Raw genomic sequence first — 20,198 nt, 5'->3', positions numbered from 1 at the left:
CGGTCGTTTCTGTTGGTAACCTTCGGACATAATGATGACCCGCCAGGATCGCTGCCCATGTTGAATGCCCTGCTCACCACGTACCTCCGCCCGTACAAGCGGGACCTCACGGCGGTCGTCCTGTTCCAACTCGTCGCGACCGCGGCAGCCCTGTACCTGCCCAGTCTGAACGCCGATCTCATCGACAACGGCGTCACCAAGGGCGACACCGGGTACATCCTGTCCACGGGCGTCATGATGCTGCTCGTCACCGTCGTGCAGATCATCTGCTCGATCGGTTCGGTGTTCTTCGGCGCCCGCGCCGCAATGGGTTTCGGGCGCGACGTGCGCCGCGCCGTGATGCATCAGGTCGGGAGCTTCTCGTCCCGCGAATTCGGCCGCTTCGGCGCGCCGTCCCTGATCACCCGCAACACCAACGACGTGCAGCAGGTGCAGATGCTCGTCGTGATGAGCTGCACGATCCTGGTGATGGCGCCGATCATGTGCGTCGGCGGCGTCGTGATGTCGATCCGCGAGGACGCCGGGCTCGCCTGGATCCTGGCGGTCACCGTGCCGGTACTCGCGCTGTCCATGGGTTTCGTGATTTCGCGGATGGTGCCCGCGTTCCGGGAGATGCAGACCCGGATCGACGGGGTCAACCGGGTGCTGCGTGAGCAGATCACCGGTATCCGCGTGGTGCGGGCGTTCGTCCGTGAGCGCTCCGAGGTGGCGCGGTTCGGCGACGCGAACGAGCAGCTCACCCAGACCGCCCTGCGGGTGGGCAGGCTGACGGCGGTGATGTTCCCCCTCGTGATGGTCATCGCGAACATCACCAGTGTCGCCGTCATCTGGTTCGGCGGTCACGAGATCAACAGCGGCACCATGCAGGTCGGCTCGCTGACCGCGATGCTCAGCTACATCATGCAGATCCTGATGTCGGTGATGATGGCGTCGTTCATCGCGATGATGGCCCCCCGCGCCACCGTCTGCGCCGAACGCATCGGCGAGGTGCTCGCCACCGATTCCACCGTCGTGCCGCCGGTCGACGCAGTCACCGTGCTGGAGAACCCCGGTGTGGTGGAACTGCGCGACGCCCAGTTCAAGTTCCCCGGTGCCGACGAACCGGTGTTGCGCGACATCAGCTTCCGCGCCGAACCGGGCAAGACCACCGCGATCATCGGCGGCACCGGTTCCGGTAAGACGACGCTGCTGTCGCTGATCCCGCGCCTCATCGACGCCACGTCGGGTTCGGTCACCGTGTCCGACACGGATGTGCGCCGCATCGATCTGGACGTCCTGCGGTCCGGCATCGGACTCGTTCCGCAGCGGCCGTACCTGTTCTCGGGCACCGTCGCCACCAACCTCCGGTACGGCAAACCCGATGCGACCGACGACGAACTGTGGCGGGCTCTGGAGATCGCGCAGGCCGCGGATTTCGTCCGCGCGATGCCCGAGGGTCTCGACACTCCGATCGCGCAGGGCGGCACGACCGTGTCCGGCGGTCAGCGACAGCGACTCGCGATCGCGCGGGCACTGGTCCGTCGTCCGTCGATCTACCTGTTCGACGACTCCTTCTCCGCCCTCGACCTCACCACCGACGCGCGGCTGCGTGCGGCGCTCAAACCCGAGACCTCGGACGCGTGCGTTATCGTCGTCGCCCAACGTGTCTCGACGATCGTGGAGGCCGAGCAGATCGTGGTCCTCGAGGACGGCGCGGTGGTCGGGATCGGCACGCACGACCAACTGCTCGAGACGTGTCCGTGTTACGTCGAGATCGTCGAATCCCAACGATCGGTCCAGGAAGCACTATGAGCGATCGCGCAACCACCACCACCGCCGAAAGGCCCGCCGGCCCCCGTATTCCGGGACCGGTCGCTCCGGGTGCCCCGGGGTCCAAGCCGAACGACCTGTGGCCGTCCACCAAGCGGTTGCTGAGGCGGTTGGGTCCCCACCGGATCGCCGTCGGCATCGTTTTCCTGGTCGCTGCCGTGTCGGTGGTGCTCACCTCGATCGCGCCGCGGATGCTCGGTCAGGGCACGAATCTGATCTTCGACGGCATCATCGGCGCGCAGTTGCCCGCCGGGATGTCGAAGGATCAGGCCGTCGCCGCACTGCGGGCCGACGGGCAGAACACGTTCGCCGACATGGTGTCCGGCATGGCCGTCGTGCCCGGTGTCGGTATCGACTTCAGCGCGCTCGGCCGGGTGCTGGCGATCGTGCTGGCTCTGTACCTGGGGTCGTCGGTGTTCATGTGGCTGTCGGGTTTCCTGCTGAACATCATCGTGCAGGGTGTCGTGAAGAATCTGCGCGCCGAGGTCGAACGGAAGATCCATCGACTTCCGCTGCGCTACTTCGACTCCCACTCCCGCGGCGACCTGTTGAGCCGGGTCACCAACGACATCGACAACGTCTCGCAGTCGTTGCAGCAGACGCTGAGTCAGCTGATCGTGTCGGCGATGACGGTGATCGGCATCCTCGTGATGATGATCGTCATCTCGCCGCTGCTCGCGTTGATCGCGGTGCTGACGGTGCCGCTGTCGATCCTGGTGACGGCGCAGATCGCGAAACGGTCCAAGACCCACTTCGTGTCGCAGTGGAAGTCGACGGGAGCGCTCAACTCTCACGTGGAGGAGGCGTACACGGGCCACGAACTGGTCACCGTGTTCGGTCGCAGCCGTGAGGTGGAGGCCCGCTTCGAGGAGCAGAACGAGGCGCTCTACCAGGCCAGTTACCGGGCCCAGTTCATCTCGGGCCTGATCATGCCCGCGATCATGTTCCTCGGAAACCTCAACTTCGTGGCCATCGCCGTGCTGGGTGGCATGCGGGTGGCGTCCGGCACGATGAGCCTCGGCGACGTGCAGGCGTTCATCCAGTACTCGCGCCAGTTCACCCAGCCCCTCACCCAGATCGGGGCGATGGTCAACCTCATGCAGTCGGGTGTGGCGTCGGCCGAGCGGGTGTTCGCCATCCTCGACGAGGACGAGGAGGAGCCCGACCTCACCGAAGCGCCCACACCGGCGGAGCCCCGTGATGCGGGTCGCGTCCATACGTTCGGCCGGGTGGAGTTCTCGGACGTGTCGTTCAGTTACTCGCCGGAGAAGCCGCTGATCGAGAACCTGTCGCTGGTGGCGGAACCCGGTCAGATGGTCGCCATCGTCGGACCCACCGGCGCCGGCAAGACCACACTCGTCAACCTGATCCTGCGGTTCTACGAACTCGACGGCGGCAAAATTCTCCTCGACGGCGTCGACATCGCCGAGATGTCGCGCGACGACCTGCGGTCCCGCATCGGCATGGTGCTGCAGGACGCGTGGTTGTTCGGCGGCACCATCCGCGACAACATCGCGTACGGACGTCCCGACGCCACCGAGGACGAGATCCAGGCAGCCGCACGGATCAGCTACGTCGACCGGTTCGTCCACTCGCTGCCCGACGGCTACGACACCGTCATCGACGAAGAGGGCAGCAACATCAGTGCCGGTGAGAAGCAGCTGATCACCATCGCCCGCGCGTTCATCTCGCAGCCGTCGATCCTGATCCTCGACGAGGCAACCAGTTCCGTCGACACCCGCACCGAGTTGCTCGTGCAGCACGCGACGGCGGTCCTGCGCAGTGATCGCACGAGTTTCGTGATCGCACACCGGTTGTCGACCATCCGCGACGCCGACCTCATCGTCGTCATGGAGGACGGTCGCATCGTCGAGCAGGGCAGCCACGACGACCTGCTCCTCACCCGCGGCGCGTACTACCGCCTCTACAACAGCCAGTTCGTCGGCGCCGAGGTCTGAACACCCGTGAGTACTTGTCAACCACGGGCGGTTGATAAGTACTCACAGGCACGCAGTGCTTCCCCCCGCTTCGAAGGTGGCGGTGTCGCAATAGGCGGCGCGCGGATAGTACGGACCCATCGTGGCGGCCGGGTCGGTGTGATCGTTCTGCGAAGCCTGCACCGACTGGGGGTAGAAGGCGTCGGACGGCAGCATGTACCGCAGGAAGAGGACCTTTTTCGCGACGTCGGTGGAGCCCCAGGGGATGACGGTGACGGCCGGGTCGGACGCGGCGCGGGCGGGGACGTCCTGCGGTGCGGCGACGACGTACGTGTAGTTGCCGTCGCCGTCGGTGCGTGTCTGGAAGTCGGCGGCGCACGCGACGACCGGGTACGGCGTCGCCTGATCGTTCTGGCACATCGACCAGTACCGCACCTGGCGGCCGGGTGCGGTGACGGGTTGGCCGGCACGGGTGTCGGGGAACGTCGGTGCCCGGCCCTGCACGACGACGATGCGTCCGGGCTGGTACGTCAGGCCGGCCCCGACATATTTGTTGTCGCCGTTGGGGAACAGGCCCGACGTGCTCGCGGGGTTCACGAACGTCGCCTCGGGCACGTTGCCGGGGAACGCGCCGGACGCTGCGCCGGCGATGATCTGGTCGAATGCGGCCTCCGCGATCTGTCCGAGTGGTCCGTTGTCGTAGGCGGCGGGATCGAATTCGGATCCGCATGTCGGCACCGGCGACGTCCGGCCCCCGAACGTCAGCGTCACGTCGGGTAGTGGAACACCGCCCGTCGGAGATGCCGGGTCGTCGGGCACGTACACCCGGATGATGAGGAAGCCGACGGGTACCGACTGCGTGTCGGCTCCGGCGGGCAGGGCCTGAATCTGGTTGCGGGAGTGGTCGGCCGGACCGGTCACGACCGTCGCGTGCCAGCGCTTCTGCGTGGCGGGCAGGGCACCGGCGGCGGCGTCGGCGAACGGGTTTTCGCTGCCGGGGTCGGGTCCGATCTGGTTGTCGCGCAACGTGTCGACGGTGTCGAAGTTCGTCCCGTACGTATTGAGCGAGAAGTACCGGGCGGCCGGGTAGGTGCCGCTCAGTTCGATGGTGTCATCCGGCCCCAACGCGTAGGGCAGCACCCAGTACGTCGCGTTGGCGTCGGGGAAGGCGACGTTGAGCACGGTCGAGTCGGACATGAATTGCCACGCGCACTGCGCGGTCGGTGGGGGCGCCGCGGACGCGAGGGAGGCCCCGCCGGACCACAGCAGCAGAACCAGCACGGCGGCAACGACTTTCCTGGCCATAACCGTCAGAACACCTCCCCGAACGCGGTCAGCTTGTCGATGCCCTCGCGGTCGATCTCGCCGGGCGTGTACCGGTTGATCAGCTGGATGTAGGCGAGGTAGCGGGCCATCGCGTCTGCACCCTGCTGAGCGAACGCCGGGGGGAGCGGCGCGGCGAGCTGAGTCGGCAGGTACTGGGTCATCAGCTGCGCAGCCATGGCCGGACCGCGCGGGTCGTGATCGAAGGTGTTGTCGAGTTCCGCCCGACCGCGTTCGGTGGCGTAGTCGTAGAACTCGTACTGGAACGACGCCGGGTCGACGTAGGCGGTGGGCCCCAACCACTTCGAATACACCGCGACCTTCGCCTCGGGGGTGCGCAGCACGTAGATGTGGGTGGGGGAATTGTTCCAGTTGACCCCCTGCGGTGCGTGCTCGTTGGTGGCGAGGACGACGTGGTCGCGACCGGCCGCGGTGTTGCTCCGCAGCAGCGGCATGAGGTCGGCGCGTTCGGCATAGGTGGCGAACAGGTCCCCGGACATCCAGTTCCGGTCGCCGTGCCCGAGCGTCGCGAGCAGCGGCACCACGTCGACGCTCGACGTGAGCTGGCCGCGCGGGGTGTCGGTATCGCCGGTGAATCGCCCGGTCGGGTCGGCGACGATCAGCGGGATGTGGAATGCCTCGTCGTAGGCGGTGGACAACTTGCCCGCGACGAAGCCGTGCGCCCCGGCATATTCGCCGTGATCGGACGTCATGACGAAGACGGTGTTCGCCGCGACATCCTCCGGCAGCGAGTTGATCACCGTGCCGATGTGGTGATCGACCATCGACAGCACGTTGGTGTAACTGTCCAGGGCCCGCTCCCAGTACGTGTACGGCGCGAACGCGATGTGGCGGTCGGGATCGGTGCCCTGGCCGTAGGGCTGGAGGTAGTAGTTCGACAGATTCTGGATGTCGTCGGTGACGCCGCCCCACACCAGGGCCTGGAACTCCCGCGCGAACACCTGGGTGCTCGGTTTCGACTGCAATGCCTTCTCGGGTTCCCAGTTCGGCGGCACCGACGGATAACCCAGGCGCGGAGGGTCGCTCTCGCCGGTGGTCACCGACCAGGCCCGCGCGGGACTGAGCGGGGGAACGTTGTTCGCGTACAGCGACTGATACCGTTCCGCTTCCGTTCCGGCCCAGAAGAACTGCTGGTCGTGGGGATTGACGAAGCTCGCAGTGAGACAGAACGGGCCGTCCCCGGGCTTCCGTGTCGACAACCACGCCGCGGCCTGGTCGGCGATGTGCCCGTCGAATTCGAATCCCTCACCGTTCATTCCGATGATGTCGGGCATGGTCAGTCCGTCGAACCCGTACTCCTCGAGGTAGCCGGGGGCGAGCCCGGAGTCCTCGTCGGGGGACGGCGACAGATGCCACTTGCCGACGTACGGCGTGACGTACCCCGCCTGCCGCAGCAGCTTGCCGTACGTCGGAAAGTCCCGTCCCATCGCGGGCGACGGGACGGGGGAGGCCCGATTACCGGTCCGTGTCTGCAGCATCCAGTTCTGCAGCGGATACAGCCCGGTGACGAAACACGCACGGCCCGGACTGCACGCCACCCCGGCCGTGTAGTGCTGCGTGAACTTCACCCCGGGCGCCCACAGCGTGTAGAGGTTGGGCATGAACCGCTGCAGAAACTGGTCGGCAGTGGTGATCCCCGCGGGAAAGACCTGGGGAAACCGCATCTCGTCGACGACGATGAACACGATGTTGGGCTGCACGTAGTTGCTGGGCTGCCGGTGCAGCGGCTTCTCCGATGCGTCCGCCCGACGGTCGAAGAGGCCCGACATCACGGTCACCCCGCCGGCGACCGCCGCACCCGAGAGAAAGGTTCGCCTGTCGATCCGGTGGCCGGCCTGCTCGTCGCTCATGGCGGTTCCTCCGGTCGAAGGGATGGGATCGTCTCACTCTCTGTACCCACTATCGAACGAAGTAGTGATGTGTCGCCGGAAATGTCGCCCGTGATTGGATACACCCGTGAATGCCGTAGTCCCGACCCCGCCCGATCCGTTCTTCACCGTCGGTACCCGACTCGACGGGCAGCTGGGTCGTACCGGAACCATTCACACCCCGCACGGTGACATCGCGACGCCGTCGTTCGTGGCCGTCGGCACCAAGGCCACCGTCAAGGCGGTGCTGCCGGAGAGCATGAAGGAACTGGGCGCGCAGTCGCTGCTCGCCAACGCGTACCACCTGTACCTGCAGCCCGGGCCGGACATCGTCGACGAGGCCGGCGGTCTGGGCAAGTTCATGAACTGGGACGGCCCGACGTTCACCGACAGCGGCGGATTCCAGGTCATGTCGCTGGGCGTCGGGTTCAAGAAGGTCCTCGCGATGGAAGCGGTCGGGGTGCGCTCCGACGACGTCATCGCGAAGGGCAAGGAACGCCTCGCGACCGTCGACGACGACGGGGTCACGTTCAAATCGCACCTGGACGGGTCGCGGCACCGGTTCACCCCCGAGGTGTCGATGCAGATCCAGCACCAGCTCGGCGCCGACATCATGTTCGCGTTCGACGAGCTCACCACGCTGCTGAACACCCGCGGGTACCAGGAGCAGTCGGTGGAGCGGACGCAGGCGTGGGCGGTGCGCTGCATCGCCGAGCACGAGAAGCTCACCGCCGAGCGCGCCCATCGCCCGTACCAGGCGCTGTTCGGGGTCGTGCAGGGCGCGCAGTACGAGGACCTGCGGAGGCAGGCGTGCCGGGGGCTGGAGTCGATCACGGGGGAGAGCGGCCGCGGGTTCGACGGATACGGCATCGGCGGTGCGCTCGAGAAGCAGAACCTCGGCACCATCGTCCGCTGGTGCAACGAGGAGCTTCCCGAGCACAAGCCGCGGCACATGCTCGGCATCAGCGAGCCGGACGACTTCTTCGTGGCCATCGAGAACGGCGCGGACACGTTCGACTGCGTGAATCCGTCACGGGTCGCGCGCAACGCCGCGATCTACCACCCGGACGGCCGGTTCAACATCAACACCAGCCGCTTCCGTCGTGACTTCACGCCCATCGACGAGAACTGCGATTGCTACACCTGCGCGAATTACACCAGCGCCTACATTCACCATTTGTTCAAGGCGAAGGAAATGCTGGCGTCCACGTTGTGCACCATCCACAACGAACGCTTCACCGTGCGGTTGGTCGATCAGATACGCGCCAGCATCGAGGGCGGCTACTTCGACGAGTTCAAAGCCGAAACCCTGGGCCGCTTCTACCGCACGTGAGTGGGAAAGCGTCCTCGGGCACACTTTCCCACTCACGTGGGGGTCAGAGCTGGTAGGTGGGTTCGCGTTTCTTCACGTAGGCGATGACGCGGTACGTGATCGGCATGACCAGTACCTCGACGAGGGTCTTCCACAGGAATCCGACGATCACGTAGTTGACGAAATCGCTCCACGTGCTGATGCCGATCGCGCCTGCGGCGATGGAGCAGAAGATCAGGGTGTCGGCGAACTCACCGACGATGGTGGACCCGATGAGCCGCGCCCACAGGTGCTTCTCCTTGGTACGCTCCTTGATCAGGACCAGCGTCACCGAGTTCAGCATCTGCCCGACGAGGTAACCGGCCAGCCCGGCGAGCAGCAGTCGCGGGTAGACGCCGACGACGGACCGCAGCGCTTCCTGGTTTTCGTAGAAGTCGGCGGACGGCAGCTCGATGAGGAGCCAGAAGCAGAACGCGGCCAGGATCAGGGCGCCGAAGCCCAGGTAGATCGCTCGACGCGTCGACTTGAACCCGTACACCTCGCTGAGGACGTCGCCGAGAATGTAGGCGAGCGGGAACAGGAAGAAGCCGCCGTCGGTGATGACGGGCAGGATCTGCAGCGGCCCGATGGTCAGCGACGAATCGGCGAAGAACGCGACGCCCTTCGTCGCGCAGATATTCGAGATCAGCAGCGTCGCGGTGAAGAGGGCGACGAACGTGGGGTAGTACCCCCGGCTGACGTGCGCGAACGTCGCGTGGTCGTCTGGTTTGGTCTGCTGATCTGAGGCTGTCACGCCGCAATCCAAGCACCTGCAGGTGGAAGGGCGCGAATCAGGAACGGGTGAACGTACCTTTTGTCCGATCTGACGCGACGAAAGATACGTTCACCCGCACGGTAGGACGGGTTCGGACTAGCCCTGAACGACGCGCGTGCCGCCGGCCAGTTCGTCGTGCTTGCCCTGCTTGGTGGGGCTGCCGTTGATCGTCACCCCGATGACGATCGCGGCAACGACGCCGAGCAGACCGAACAGGAACCCGAGGAGCGGGAACCCGCCGAGCGCGGACAGGACGTAGAAACCGTTCCTGGTCAGCGACTGCTGCTGGGTGGGGAGTCCGCCGTTCGGGCCCTCGACGCGCAGACCCAGGAGCTGCTTGCCCAGGGTCTGCCCCCTCGTCGTCTCGAGGAAGACGAAGTAGCCGACGGCGGCGGCCGCGGTGAGGATCGCGCCGAGGACGCTGCCCAGGAAGTTGCCCAGCACCAGCGCGAGGACGGTGCTGACCACGGCCATCGGGATGCCGACGATCAGGCCGTCGATCACCCGTGCGCCGAGGCGGGGAAGAAGTTCACCGGGACGGGACGGGTCGAACCCGAAGTCCGGCTGCGTGAACGGCTGGGTGCCGAACTGCTGTGCCGAATCGAACTGCGGCGGTGCGCCGAACTGCTGTCCGTACTGCTGCTGCCCCGCCCCGTTGTAGTGCGGTTGCCCGTACTGCTGCCCGCCGAACGGCTGTTGTCCCTGGCCTGGATCGAATCCACCGGTAGTCATGTGTTCCCCCTCGAATCTCGAGTCCTGAATGTCTCGGATGACGCCTGAGCACCTTACGCAAGGGGTGGAAGTGACTCGAGTGACGGGAGTGGCAAAACGGGTGAGCGTACTTTCCGTCCGCGAAGGACAGGAAGCACACTCACCCGTGGGAGCGAGCGGTCAGGCCGCGACGTAACGGCCGGTGAGCACGCGGTACGCGTAGGTCGACGCGATGATCGTGATCGGGATCGAGACGAGAAGTCCGACGCCGCAGAGGAGTGCACCGACGATGTTGATGCCGACGAGAGCGAGGGCCAGCAGCAGCACCGGGCCGACGTTCTGCGAGATCACGCGGAAGCTCGATTTGATGCCGGTGATTGCGTCCTCGTTCTGATCGATGACGAACTGCAGCGTCCACCAGGTCAGGAAGATGACGATGAGACCCGGGATGATGAGCAGGACGAAACCGATGGTGGCGGCCACACCGATGATCACGCTGGCGATGATGATCGCCCCGACATTGGTGAACTGGAAGAACGAACCGAACGCCGGCTTGTTCCCGTCCACCTCGTGCAGTGCGCCCCGCACGAGAGCCGCATTGATCAGATAGCCGACGATGGTCGTGACGATCGTGCCGATGATCCGCCACACCGAGAACGCCGCGCTCATGTCGGACGACGTGCTGAAGCCGCCGAAGACGAGGTTCAGCACCACCTGGATGATGGCGGCGATCAGCAGGATGCCGATCCAGATGAGCGTGTTGTCCTTGAATTTGTTCCAGCCGTAGCCGATCGCGTCGCCCACGGAGAACTGCCCCGGCGTCTGCCCGGGCGTGCCGTAATCCGACATCGGCGGAGGCGGCGGATATCCACCGGGCGGCGGTCCCTGGGGCGGCGGCGGGTAATTGCCCTGCGGCGGCGGGTAATTACCGGGAGGCGGCGGATAGTTTCCGCCGGGCGGGGGCGGGTAGTTTCCGCCGGGCGGCGGTGGCGGATATCCGCCGGGCGGCGGTCCCTGCGGCGGCGGAGGGTAATTCCCCGGGGGCGGCGGATAACCACCGGGCGGCGGTGGAGGATTGCCCCGCGGGGGGTATCCGCCCTGGTCACCACCTTCAGGTTTGTCGTTAGGGTCGTATCCACCAGTCGTCATGTGATCCCCTCAGCAAGAGTTGAATGCTCGCGCGTGACAGTGCGAATAAACACTACGTGGACAATCCTTTACTCGCCTCCCTTTGGTCTGCTTCTTCTCCTGCGGTTTTGATGCTTTACGCTGGTTATCGTGACTAATTCTGGGGGATCGGACGATTCGAATCCGTACAACGGGCAAACACCACCCACTTATGGCGAGGTTCCCGGCTTGCCGCGCGACGGATACGGGGTCGACGAATCCGGTTATCCCACCTATTCGGCGCCCACCGAGAAGTACCCCGACTATCAGCAGCCGGGCGCGTACGGGACTTCTCCGAATCCGTATGCCGCGCCGAATCAGAATCAGTACGGCGGCGACCAGTACGGGGCGCCGAACCAGCAGTACGGGACGCCCAACCCGTATGCCGCCCCGAATCAGTACAGCGCCCCCAACCAGTACGGCGGCGCGCCCAACCAGTACGGGGCTTCGGGCCAATACGGCGGTCCCGCCCCGCAGTACGGCGCACCGAACCCGTACGGCGCGCCCTACCCGCGGCCGCTGGGGACGAACGGTCTCGCGATCGCGTCGCTGATCACGTCGATCGTCGGCGGATGCTTCTACGGCCTCGGCTCCATCGTCGGCATCATCCTCGGCATCATTGCGCTGGGCCAGATCAAGCAATCCGGGCAGGAGGGCCGCGGACTTGCGATCGCCGGAATCGCCATCGGCGGCGCCTACGTCGTCGGCTGGATCCTGTTCTTCCTGATCATGGTGATTGCTGCGGCGTCGGGAGCCTGACCACCCACGGTTCGCGGTGCAGGCGGGCCGGGTCGAACCGGTCGAGAAGTATCCCGAGATCCACGACCTCGCCCGGTTCCGCGAGCGCGAGTGACGTCGCCAGCACTCCGAGGACGTCGCTCGGGGTGCGTCCCAACGCTTTCTGGTCGGCGAGCGTGACGGCGCCGTCGCGTTTCGCGAGCCGTTTGCCGTCCTCGTTGAGTGCGAGGGCCACGTGCGCGTAGGTGGGGGCGGTCAACCCGAGCAGCCCGGCGAGGTAGGCCTGGCGGGGCGCGGACGAGAGCAGGTCGTCGCCGCGCACCACCTGATCGATTCCCTGGGCGGCGTCGTCGACGACCACGGCGAGGTTGTAGGCGGGTGTCCCGTCGCCGCGCCGCAGCACGAGATCGTCCACCATGCCGGAATAGCTGCCGTGCAGGACGTCGTCGATGGTGAACGACGTGACGCCGGCGCGCAGCCGCAGCGCGGGGGGTCGGCCGCCGGCGAGCCGGTCTGCGCGTTCGTCCGGTGTCAGGTTGCGGCAGGTCCCCGGGTACGCGCCCTGCGGTGCGTGCGGCGCCGACGCGGCTTTGAGGATTTCTCTTCTCGTGCAGAAGCACTCGTACGTGAGGCCGGCGGCGTGGAGTTCGGCGATGGCAGCGTCGTACCGCGACAGTCGGTGCGACTGCGACACGACGTCGCCGTCCCAGTCGAGGCCGAGTTCCGCGAGGTCGGCCAGTTGCCGGTCGCGGGCGCCCTCGCGGACGCGGTCGAGGTCTTCGACGCGCAGGAGGAACTTCCGGCCGGTGGACCGGGCGAACAGCCACGCCAGCACGGCGGTCCGCAGGTTGCCGAGGTGCAGGTCGCCGGACGGGCTGGGCGCGAACCGCCCCGCGCCCCCCGCCCGATGTGACAGCGGTTCACTCTGACGAGACGGATGTGACATCGGCCGAGGGGTCAGCTGGCCAGTTCGATCGACGACGACGGCACGACGTCGGCGCCCTGCAGAATCATGCCGATCTGAATGTCGAGGGCGTGCTCGAGGTACTCCGGCGGGTACAGCGCCGGACTGCCGATCGCATCGAGGGCAAGGCCGTCGACGGTGGCGAGGAGAAGCGCCGCACGGGTTTCCGCCTCCGGGGTGCCGATCCCGATGAGCACGGCGGACAGTCCGGTGCGGATGGTGAACAGGGTCTTGCGCCGGATCTCGGCGAGCGACGGGGAGGTCGCGGCCCGGACGGCGAATGCCGCCATGACGTGCGCCTCCCGCGACCGCGCCTCGTCGAGCGGCAGCAACTGGGACATCGCGGCGAACAGGGCCCGGGCGGGATCCCCGCCGCGCTCGACCTCCGACAGTCGGGCGAGGAGTTTGTCGACGAGGGTCCGCAGGGCGAACGCGAACATCTCGTCCTTCGTGGAGAAGTGGTGCTGCACGGCTCCGATGGACACACCCGCCCTCTTGGCGACCTCGCGCACGCTGGCGCCCTCGAGCCCCGACTCGGCCGCGACGTCGAACAGGGCTGCGGCCAGGCGTTCGGGGCTGGTGGACGAGTATCGGCGTTCGCGCATGCCTCGAACATTACTGACGTATTGAATCAATACATGCGTCAGGTGCCCGTGTTGCCGCGAGTGGCGGGTGTGACTTCGGTTATCGGCGGACGTACGTCAGGAAAATCATCCCGCTCTCGAAGGCGCGGCTCGCGGCCAGCCGGAACCGCTGAGGGCCGAATTCGCCGTCGAACAACGGAATGCCGGTGCCGATCGCCACGGGGTTGAGCTTGATCCGGAGCTCGTCGATCTCGGGTTGCACCGCGGCGGCGAGCTTGCCGCCGCCGCACAGCCAGATGTCCTTGCCGTCCTCCCGCTTGAGTTCGCGGACCTTCTCGATCGGATCGCCCGAGACGATCTCGACGTCCGGGTCGGGCGACTCGGTGATCGTGGTCGAGAAGACGTACTGCCGCAGATGCGCGTACGGGCTGGTCATGCCGAGGTCGAGGCCGGGCTGGTAACTGGCGCGGCCCATGAGCAGTGTGTCGAAATGTTTGTTGGGGGCGTCGATTCCCAGCGGTGCCCGCATGTGGGTGGGGACCGTCTCGGGGTACTCGGCGATCATCACGGGCATGTGATCGCCGTCGATCTCGAAGATGGTGCCGGTGGGGTCCGAGCCGTCGGTGCCGGCGATGAATCCGTCGATGGTGGCGGCGGCGTAGTAGACGAGCTTTCGCATGTGAGTTCTCCCGTGGTCGGTAACAACTCCATTTGTAGTACTATGACTGAAGTGGTTGCAAGTTCTTTTCGTCGAGGAGTGTCGATGGCGCAGAATCCGGAACGACGTGCGGCTCTCGTGAACGCCGCGATCGAAGTGCTTGCGCGCGAGGGTGCGCGCGGCCTCACCTTCCGCGCCGTCGACGTCGAGGCGAACGTCCCCAAGGGGACGGCGTCCAACTACTTCGCCAGCCGCGACGACCTGTTCGACCAGGTCGGCAAGCGGATTCACGAGCGGATGGGTCCCGACCCCTCGGTCGTCGAAGAAGGCGGGCGCAAGCCGCAGAATCTCGAGCTCGCGATCGAGTACATGCAGGGGCTGTTCGGCAGGATCACCCGCGACCGCACGGGCTATCTCGCGTTGCAGGAATTGCGACTCGAAGCGGTCCGGCGTCCCGAGTTGCGGACCACGCTGACGCGCACGATCTCCGAGAATCTGGAACGCGACATCGGTTTTCACCTCGACTCGGGACTGCCCGGTGATCGCAGCACCGTGCTGATGCTCTACCTCGCGATGAATGCGCTCATCGTCGAGCACCTGACGCTGCCCGGCGTGCTCGAGGGGGTCGACACGGAGCGGCTCGTCGCCGATCTCGTGACGCGTGCCGTCGCTACGCCGGACGCCTGAGCGCGTAGTCGTCCACGTACTCCTGCCCCGACAGTGTCATGAGGGCGTGCATCAGCTCGTCCGTCGCGGCCCGGACGACGTGCCGGTTGTCGCGTAGCTCGGCGAATCGGGTGAAGTCGAGCGGTTCGCCGACGGTCACCGTCACCTTGCCGAACCGCCACATCCGCGATCCGGCGGGGTTGACCTGCCGGGTGCCGTGCATGGCGATGGGCACGACCGGGGCGCCCGTCGCGAGCGCGACCCGGGCGATTCCGGTCTTGCCCTTGTGGAGTCGGCCGTCGGGAGAACGGGTGCCCTCGGGGTAGATTCCCCAGACCTTGCCGTCGTCCAGGATCTTCCGCGCGGTGTTCAGTGCGGATTCCGCCGCGGAGGCCCCGGATCGGTCGATCGGCACCTGGCCGGCCGCGGTGAAGAACCAGCGTTTCGCCCTGCCTTTCGCGCCGCTTTCGGTGAAGTACTCGCTCTTTGCCACGAACGTGATGCGCCTGCGCACCATCAGGACGAGGAAGAACGAGTCGACGACTGTGAGGTGATTGCTCGCAAGGATCACCGGACCCGACGCCGGGATGTGGTGTGCACCGTCGATCGTGGGCCGCCCGAACATGCGCAGCACCGGTCCGATCAGCACGTACTTGAAGATCCAGTACCACACGGTGAACTCCTCACTCGGGCGCCATTGCGTGAGTAGACATTGTCTACTCACGCAATGATAGACACTGTCTACATGAGTGGAGAAGTGCAACCCCTGCGCGTGCGGCTGATCGACAGTGGCCGCGAATTGCTGGACCAGGGCGGCATCGACGCCGTCGGGCTGCGCGCCGTCGCCCGGCACGCGGGTGTCTCGCACGGCGCGCCGCGACGGTACTTTCCCACCCACAAAGCATTGCTCGCCGCGATCGCCGCCTCGGGATTCGCCGAACTGGCCGACGAGCTCCGGTCGGCGATCGCGTCCGAGTCGGACCCCCTCGCACGCGTGCGGCGGACGGCACGGCAGTACCTCTCCTTCGCCGACGCCCACCGCACCCTGTTCGAGTTGATGTTCCGGCACGACCTGCTCGAAGGGTCGGGAGAGGACCTGCGGCAACACTCGAAACCTCTGTTCGAGACGGTCGTCGCACTCGTCGCGGACACCGGCTCCGACGAGCCGCGCGTGGTCGCGTTGAACCTGTGGACCCAGCTGCACGGGGTGGCGACCCTCCGCGCCACCCGCAGCATCGAAGTGATCGCCGGCGACTTCGACGTGGACAGTTTCGTCGCGCAGCTGATCGACCTACATCTCAGGGCGTAGGCATGACGGCGCGCGGCAGGTCGGCCCGCAACTCCACATCGGTGACGAAGTCCCCGTCATCCGGCTGGTAGCGCCGCTGCGGATCGAAGTCCTCCACCCGGAAGCTGTCCAGCGTGGGGGAGTGCGTCGTGACGGCGAGGGTTCCGTCGTCGAGATCGAACTGCAGGAGTCGCTGGAACCCGGTCTCGCGGCGGCTGTCGACGGTGAAGTACTGGTAGTCGGCGAGCAACTCCACGACCTTCCGCTCCGTGTCGCCCACCTTTCGGTCGGTGACCGTCGTCTGCCCGTCGACATGTCCTGCGAGGACCAGGAACACCGTGTCGAAGGGAACGACGAGCCGGTTCCAGATCTGCTGTCCCGCACTGCTACCGATGTCGCCGAACCCGCTCATCCGCAGCGAGCCGTCCTCGTCCAGGTAGTAGTGGCTGCCGATCATCACGTTGCGGTCCGGGTGGTCGGCGAGCACGTCCTCGGCCCACTGCAGTACGTGCTCGGGCGGGTTGTAGCCGATGTAGAGCATCAGGAACTTCGCGCCGGCGATGTCGAGCAGGTCGTAGTGCGCCGAATTGTCCGTGTCCGTGACGGATTCGCCCCAGTACGGCCGGTCGCGGTACCGCCACGGCCCGAAGAACTCGTTGTAGAGGGCGTGATTCTTCTCGTGCTCGCCGGGAATGAGCCGTCCGCCGACGTTCCACAGGTTGTCGTGGTTGCCGGGCAGGACGCCGTAGGGAATGCCGGCCTCTTCGAGCGTCGCCATCGCCTTGTCCGCGACTTCGAACTCGGGCCGGGCGCGGGACTCGGGTGCGCCCGGACGAATCCAGCTCTGGACAAGGTCGCCGGTGTGCATGGAGTAGGCGATCTTGCGTTCGGCCGCGTTCTCGGCGGTCCAGCGGGTCATGTCGAAGTACACCTCCGGCCGGTCCCGCGAGACGTACTGGGTGTCGGAGATGTGCTGCAGCGCGAAGTCGTACGCGTTCGGGTCGGCGAACTGCTGATCGGCTGTCGCGTTGGCCTCGCGGAAACTCCGGTCGCGTCGCGGACCGTCGATGACGAGGATCTGCGCGGAGTCCTCGCCCTCGATCCGGGTGGTCAGTGTGACCGGACCGCCCGGTTCGGACGCCTGCGCCGTCGCGACCGGCTCACCCCAGCTCTGCGCCTCCTCGTCCCACACGTGCATCGCGAGGTCGTCGAGATTCACCGAACGTCCGTGCCAGGTCACGTCGGTGCCTGCGGGCTCCGGACCGAACCGGACCTCGTACCGCATGTACGGGTACTCGTCGAAGCGGTGGCTGGTGGCCGACATACCGTTCGACTCGTCACCCGGAACCCGCTGTGAGGGAGCGGCGTCGCCGGTGGTCCCGGCGAACATGACCGCGGACGCGAGCGGCGCCGAGGTGACGAGGCCACGCGCCGGCAGACCGGATGCGCCCCGGGGTTCGGGATCGGCCACCGCGACCACGTCACCGCCGAGCAGCGCCGCGGCCAGTGACACCGCCGTCAGCGCGGCAATCCTGCCCGGCACGCTCATGACCCGAGGTTACAAGCGCGACCGGGCAGGCGCTCGGGTCAGGCCTTGCGGCCGAGGAAGGCCAGGACCCGGGTCTGCTCGTCGGCGTCCGCGGAAACGTCCACGGCTGGACCGCACACCCCGGCCGTGCGGATGCTCTCGCCCATCTGCTCCGCGACGCCACCCACCCAGGTCAGGTCGTCGGCCGGGATGGTCTCGTCGAGGCCGGTGGCCCGGGCGAGGTCCCAGCCGTGGATCACCAGGTCGAAGCAGTAGAAGCTGTCGATGGTCTTGCCGAGGTCGGTGCGGCCGAAGTGCCCGTCGTACTCGCGGCTCACCAGAGCCGGGTCGTTCAGGATCTCCTGCATGCCGTCGCGCGTGGCCGCCCATGCGGCAACCGGGTCGTCGTCGACGGACGGCGGCTCCGGCAGTTCCAGATCGACGACGGTGACGATGTAGCGCTGCGTGTCGATCACGTGCCGCACGACGTCGCGGGCCGTCCAGCCGTCACACGGTGACGCGTCGTCCCAGCGTTCGGCGGGCACGGATTCGACGCGCTTCGTGAACTTCGCGGCGAGGTCTCGGTAGTGGGCTGCGGGGGTTTCGGTTGTCGAGGTCATGCTGCCGATTCTTCTCCCGCCCGGGGCCCGAGGGCTTGAACATTTCCGACATCGACGACGGATTCCGTCCCGTGCCAGTCGGGGGCCTCACTGGCGAGGAGGTCGGACGGGGTGAGCGAGGAGATCCGCCGGCATTCCCGCGACAGGTGCGCCTGGTCGCTGTAGCCGGCGGTGGCGGCGAGGTCGGCGAGCCCGGCCCGCGTCCCCGACTGCGCCAGCGCCATGAACCGCTGCAGCCGCAGGATGCCGCGGAGAGTCGCGGGCCCGTAACCGAACGCGTCGTTGCATCGCCGCTGCAATTGCCGCTCCGTGACGGAGGCGGCGTCGGCGAGCGCGCCCACGTTCCACGAGTGCCGGGCCAGGGCCTGCCGCACGGTGCCGATCAGCGGGTCCGCGTCCGGTCCGCGATTTCGCCACGCGCGCACGGCGTTCTCGAACAGGGCGATTCGTTCCGCGTAACCGGGCGCATTGTCGAGCCGGTCGGTCAGCGTCCGTTCCCACGTGGATCCGAGCACGTCCCCGAGACCGACCCGGATGTTGCGGACCTCGGCCGCCGACGTCCGCAGCAGATGCGAGGCGGCGCCGGGACGGAAACGGACGCCGACGGATTCGGTGCCCGGCGGCAGCGTGAACGACCACGCCGTGGTTTCGGGACCGCACACGCGGATTCCCACACCCCGGATCCACAGGATGTCCATGCACGCGTCCGGCACCAGCAGATGCTCGCCCTGTGTGCGCGCGGACCAACCGCACACCAGGGTGCCGGTGAGGTCGGGCGACGGTGCGGTCGGCGTGTACCAGCCCATGCACAGGAGCCTAATCACGGATACCGACACGTGCGGGCCCGTCACATCGCCCGAAGTGCCCGCACCGGCACGCAACTCGAGGTGAACTGTATGCACGGGTCCGCAGAGGTTCCCCGGAGGCCCGCCACTTCGCCGTCACAGAGAACGAGGACTCCATGAGACGAACATGGGCGCTGGCAGCGATCGCCGCCGTCAGCCTGACCTTCTCGAGTTGCGCCTACGACAGCACCGATTCCGGCGACACGGGCGGCAACGCCCCGGTGTCGCCGACGCCGACGTCTCCGCCCGCCGCACCCGGAACGCCCATCCTGAAGATGGGACCGACGACGCTCGGCGAGGTGATGGTCGACGACGGTGGCATGACGGTCTACGTGTACGACAACGACGAGGTCGGCTCCGGCGCCAGTTCGTGCCGGGACACGTGCCTGCAGTCGTGGCCGCCGGTCACCTCCGTTACCGAGAACCCGACGGTCCAGGGGTTGCAGGAAGTCGTCATCGACACCATCCCGGCGCCGGACGGCACCCATCAGCTCACCGTGAACGGTCGCCCCGTGTACCGCTACAAGGACGACAACGAACCCGGTGACGCATTCGGGCAGGCGGTCGGCAGCGTGTGGTGGACCCTCGACTCCGCAGGCAACCCGGTCACGACAACTGCGGGCGGCGAGTAGCGCGGTCGATCCCCAGGTGGACGGTGACGGTCAGCGCTGTCGACAGGACGGCAGCGAACCATAGGGCGTCCAGCCCGATCCAGTGGTGCGCGAGAGCGCCCGTCACCGCTCCCACCACCAGGCCGGCCCACAGCGCGAAGTGTCGTAGCCACGCCCACCGCGGCCCGCCGAACAGTGCCCCGGCCAGCCGATGTCCCATCTTCACGAGCGCGCCCGTCATGTAGGTGAGACCGATGGTCACCTCGCCGTCGCGCTGGAAGAAGGAGTTCTCGGCGCCCATCGCGAGCAACATCGCGCCGACGGCCACGGTGCTCGCCCCGAGAGTCGCTGCCACCGCGCCGACGATCAGCAGTCCCGACACGACTGCGAGCACCGTCGTCCGGATGGGCAGGCGCCGACGATCGGACAGGTGCACGACCACGGCCCCCAGGGCGCAGCCGAGGACGAACATGCCGATCACCGCGGCAGCAGTCGCCGCGTGCGCCCACGCGGCGTCCGCGAACCCGACACTGAACCGGGTGAGGTTGCCGCTCATGAACGCGACGAAGAACCCGCCGAGCGTGATGAATCCCAGCGCGTCGACGTAACCGGCCAGCGTGGACAACACCACCGCCAGCGCGAGTATCCGCCTGCTGTCGTCGATCGGCACACCCCACATCAAACACCGCAGCCGACGACAGTGGCCCCCGATCCGGAGATCGGGGGCCACTGAG

Annotated in this window: 20 protein-coding genes; 7 read left to right on the top strand and 13 right to left on the bottom strand. The window is 66.9% G+C overall.

Translation table 11 applies throughout. The features are described 5' to 3' along the window. Positions 1-57 precede the first annotated feature (57 nt). The gene (locus tag ACNJ7E_RS23555) at positions 58-1,791 is read left to right on the top strand and encodes an ABC transporter ATP-binding protein (protein WP_280781808.1); all 1,734 of its coding nucleotides are present in this window, start codon (positions 58-60) and stop codon (positions 1,789-1,791) included. Further along, positions 1,788-3,767, top strand: coding sequence for an ABC transporter ATP-binding protein (locus tag ACNJ7E_RS23550; RefSeq protein WP_280781807.1), 1,980 nt, complete (start codon positions 1,788-1,790; stop codon positions 3,765-3,767). Before ACNJ7E_RS23555 ends, ACNJ7E_RS23550 begins: the two co-directional genes overlap by 4 nt. A gap of 42 nt (positions 3,768-3,809) precedes the next feature. Here ACNJ7E_RS23550 and ACNJ7E_RS23545 read toward each other — a convergent pair whose 3' ends face one another. Together ACNJ7E_RS23545 and ACNJ7E_RS23540 are read right to left on the bottom strand one after the other, a co-directional pair. Further along, positions 3,810-5,051 carry a hypothetical protein gene (locus tag ACNJ7E_RS23545; RefSeq protein WP_280781957.1) on the bottom strand — a complete coding sequence of 414 codons (1,242 nt, stop codon included), beginning with the start codon at positions 5,049-5,051 and terminating at the stop codon, positions 3,810-3,812. Positions 5,052-5,056: 5 nt separating this feature from the next. Continuing rightward, positions 5,057-6,940, bottom strand: a complete 1,884-nt coding sequence (locus ACNJ7E_RS23540) for a sulfatase-like hydrolase/transferase (protein WP_418341091.1) — start codon at positions 6,938-6,940, stop codon at positions 5,057-5,059. Between the two features lie 106 nt (positions 6,941-7,046). Between ACNJ7E_RS23540 and tgt the strand changes: the two genes are divergently transcribed. After that, positions 7,047-8,291 (top strand): tRNA guanosine(34) transglycosylase Tgt, encoded by a 1,245-nt coding sequence (tgt, locus tag ACNJ7E_RS23535; RefSeq protein ID WP_009477237.1) that lies wholly within the window; start codon positions 7,047-7,049, stop codon positions 8,289-8,291. A gap of 43 nt (positions 8,292-8,334) precedes the next feature. Here the strand turns inward: tgt and ACNJ7E_RS23530 are convergent, their stop codons facing one another. From ACNJ7E_RS23530 to ACNJ7E_RS23520, 3 genes are all read right to left on the bottom strand, one after another. Further along, positions 8,335-9,063, bottom strand: a complete 729-nt coding sequence (locus tag ACNJ7E_RS23530; RefSeq protein ID WP_005248717.1) for a queuosine precursor transporter — start codon at positions 9,061-9,063, stop codon at positions 8,335-8,337. A 117-nt stretch (positions 9,064-9,180) separates the two neighbouring features. After that, the gene (locus ACNJ7E_RS23525; RefSeq protein WP_418341090.1) at positions 9,181-9,816 is read right to left on the bottom strand and encodes an RDD family protein; all 636 of its coding nucleotides are present in this window, start codon (positions 9,814-9,816) and stop codon (positions 9,181-9,183) included. 159 nt (positions 9,817-9,975) lie between these two features. Beyond that, positions 9,976-10,644 carry a DUF2189 domain-containing protein gene (locus ACNJ7E_RS23520; protein ID WP_418341089.1) on the bottom strand — a complete coding sequence of 223 codons (669 nt, stop codon included), beginning with the start codon at positions 10,642-10,644 and terminating at the stop codon, positions 9,976-9,978. A 507-nt stretch (positions 10,645-11,151) separates the two neighbouring features. On the opposite strand from ACNJ7E_RS23520, the gene ACNJ7E_RS23515 reads away from it, so the two are divergent. Next, on the top strand, positions 11,152-11,721 hold the full coding sequence (locus tag ACNJ7E_RS23515; protein WP_280781956.1) for a DUF4190 domain-containing protein: 570 nt from the start codon (positions 11,152-11,154) through the stop codon (positions 11,719-11,721). Here the strand turns inward: ACNJ7E_RS23515 and gluQRS are convergent. The 3 genes from gluQRS to ACNJ7E_RS23500 all read right to left on the bottom strand — a co-directional run bounded on the left by gluQRS (position 11,690) and on the right by ACNJ7E_RS23500 (position 13,927). After that, positions 11,690-12,646 carry a tRNA glutamyl-Q(34) synthetase GluQRS gene (gene gluQRS, locus ACNJ7E_RS23510; RefSeq protein ID WP_283354596.1) on the bottom strand — a complete coding sequence of 319 codons (957 nt, stop codon included), beginning with the start codon at positions 12,644-12,646 and terminating at the stop codon, positions 11,690-11,692. The genes ACNJ7E_RS23515 and gluQRS overlap by 32 nt on opposite strands. 11 nt (positions 12,647-12,657) lie before the next feature. After that, on the bottom strand, positions 12,658-13,269 hold the full coding sequence (locus ACNJ7E_RS23505) for a TetR/AcrR family transcriptional regulator (RefSeq protein WP_011596657.1): 612 nt from the start codon (positions 13,267-13,269) through the stop codon (positions 12,658-12,660). 79 nt (positions 13,270-13,348) lie between these two features. Beyond that, positions 13,349-13,927 (bottom strand): dihydrofolate reductase family protein, encoded by a 579-nt coding sequence (locus ACNJ7E_RS23500; protein WP_280781802.1) that lies wholly within the window; start codon positions 13,925-13,927, stop codon positions 13,349-13,351. A gap of 84 nt (positions 13,928-14,011) precedes the next feature. Here ACNJ7E_RS23500 and ACNJ7E_RS23495 point away from each other — a divergent pair, with 84 nt between their 5' ends. Continuing rightward, complete coding sequence (locus ACNJ7E_RS23495; RefSeq protein WP_280781801.1) at positions 14,012-14,593, top strand: TetR/AcrR family transcriptional regulator; 582 nt, start codon at positions 14,012-14,014, stop codon at positions 14,591-14,593. Here ACNJ7E_RS23495 and ACNJ7E_RS23490 read toward each other — a convergent pair. Beyond that, positions 14,577-15,245 (bottom strand): lysophospholipid acyltransferase family protein, encoded by a 669-nt coding sequence (locus ACNJ7E_RS23490; protein ID WP_280781800.1) that lies wholly within the window; start codon positions 15,243-15,245, stop codon positions 14,577-14,579. The two genes, ACNJ7E_RS23495 and ACNJ7E_RS23490, sit on opposite strands and share 17 nt — an antisense overlap. 54 nt (positions 15,246-15,299) lie before the next feature. Between ACNJ7E_RS23490 and ACNJ7E_RS23485 the strand changes: the two genes are divergently transcribed. Continuing rightward, positions 15,300-15,881 carry a TetR/AcrR family transcriptional regulator gene (locus ACNJ7E_RS23485; RefSeq protein WP_105413944.1) on the top strand — a complete coding sequence of 194 codons (582 nt, stop codon included), beginning with the start codon at positions 15,300-15,302 and terminating at the stop codon, positions 15,879-15,881. Here ACNJ7E_RS23485 and ACNJ7E_RS23480 read toward each other — a convergent pair. From ACNJ7E_RS23480 to ACNJ7E_RS23470, 3 genes are read right to left on the bottom strand one after another with little or no spacing between them, the layout of a single operon-like run. Beyond that, complete coding sequence (locus ACNJ7E_RS23480) at positions 15,871-17,409, bottom strand: metallophosphoesterase (RefSeq protein WP_418341088.1); 1,539 nt, start codon at positions 17,407-17,409, stop codon at positions 15,871-15,873. The genes ACNJ7E_RS23485 and ACNJ7E_RS23480 overlap by 11 nt on opposite strands. 38 nt (positions 17,410-17,447) lie before the next feature. Continuing rightward, positions 17,448-18,008 (bottom strand): TIGR03086 family metal-binding protein, encoded by a 561-nt coding sequence (locus tag ACNJ7E_RS23475; protein ID WP_280781798.1) that lies wholly within the window; start codon positions 18,006-18,008, stop codon positions 17,448-17,450. Next, the gene (locus ACNJ7E_RS23470) at positions 18,005-18,814 is read right to left on the bottom strand and encodes an AraC family transcriptional regulator (protein ID WP_283332725.1); all 810 of its coding nucleotides are present in this window, start codon (positions 18,812-18,814) and stop codon (positions 18,005-18,007) included. The genes ACNJ7E_RS23475 and ACNJ7E_RS23470 overlap by 4 nt, the downstream gene beginning before the upstream one ends. Positions 18,815-18,969: 155 nt before the next feature. Here ACNJ7E_RS23470 and ACNJ7E_RS23465 point away from each other — a divergent pair, with 155 nt between their 5' ends. Beyond that, a complete protein-coding gene (locus ACNJ7E_RS23465; RefSeq protein WP_037239586.1) occupies positions 18,970-19,485 on the top strand; it encodes a COG4315 family predicted lipoprotein in 516 nt (171 codons plus the stop codon). Here ACNJ7E_RS23465 and ACNJ7E_RS23460 read toward each other — a convergent pair. Continuing rightward, entirely contained in the window at positions 19,460-20,143 is a 684-nt protein-coding gene (locus tag ACNJ7E_RS23460; RefSeq protein WP_418341087.1) for a YoaK family protein, read from the bottom strand. The two genes, ACNJ7E_RS23465 and ACNJ7E_RS23460, sit on opposite strands and share 26 nt — an antisense overlap. Between the last annotated feature and the right edge of the window lie 55 nt (positions 20,144-20,198).

The organism is Rhodococcus mengyinensis (assembly GCF_048381435.1).
GTDB lineage: Bacteria > Actinomycetota > Actinomycetes > Mycobacteriales > Mycobacteriaceae > Rhodococcus_F > Rhodococcus_F opacus_D.
The sequence above is the reverse complement of the archived record's forward strand: the minus strand, read 5'-3'. Positions and strand labels throughout refer to the sequence as shown.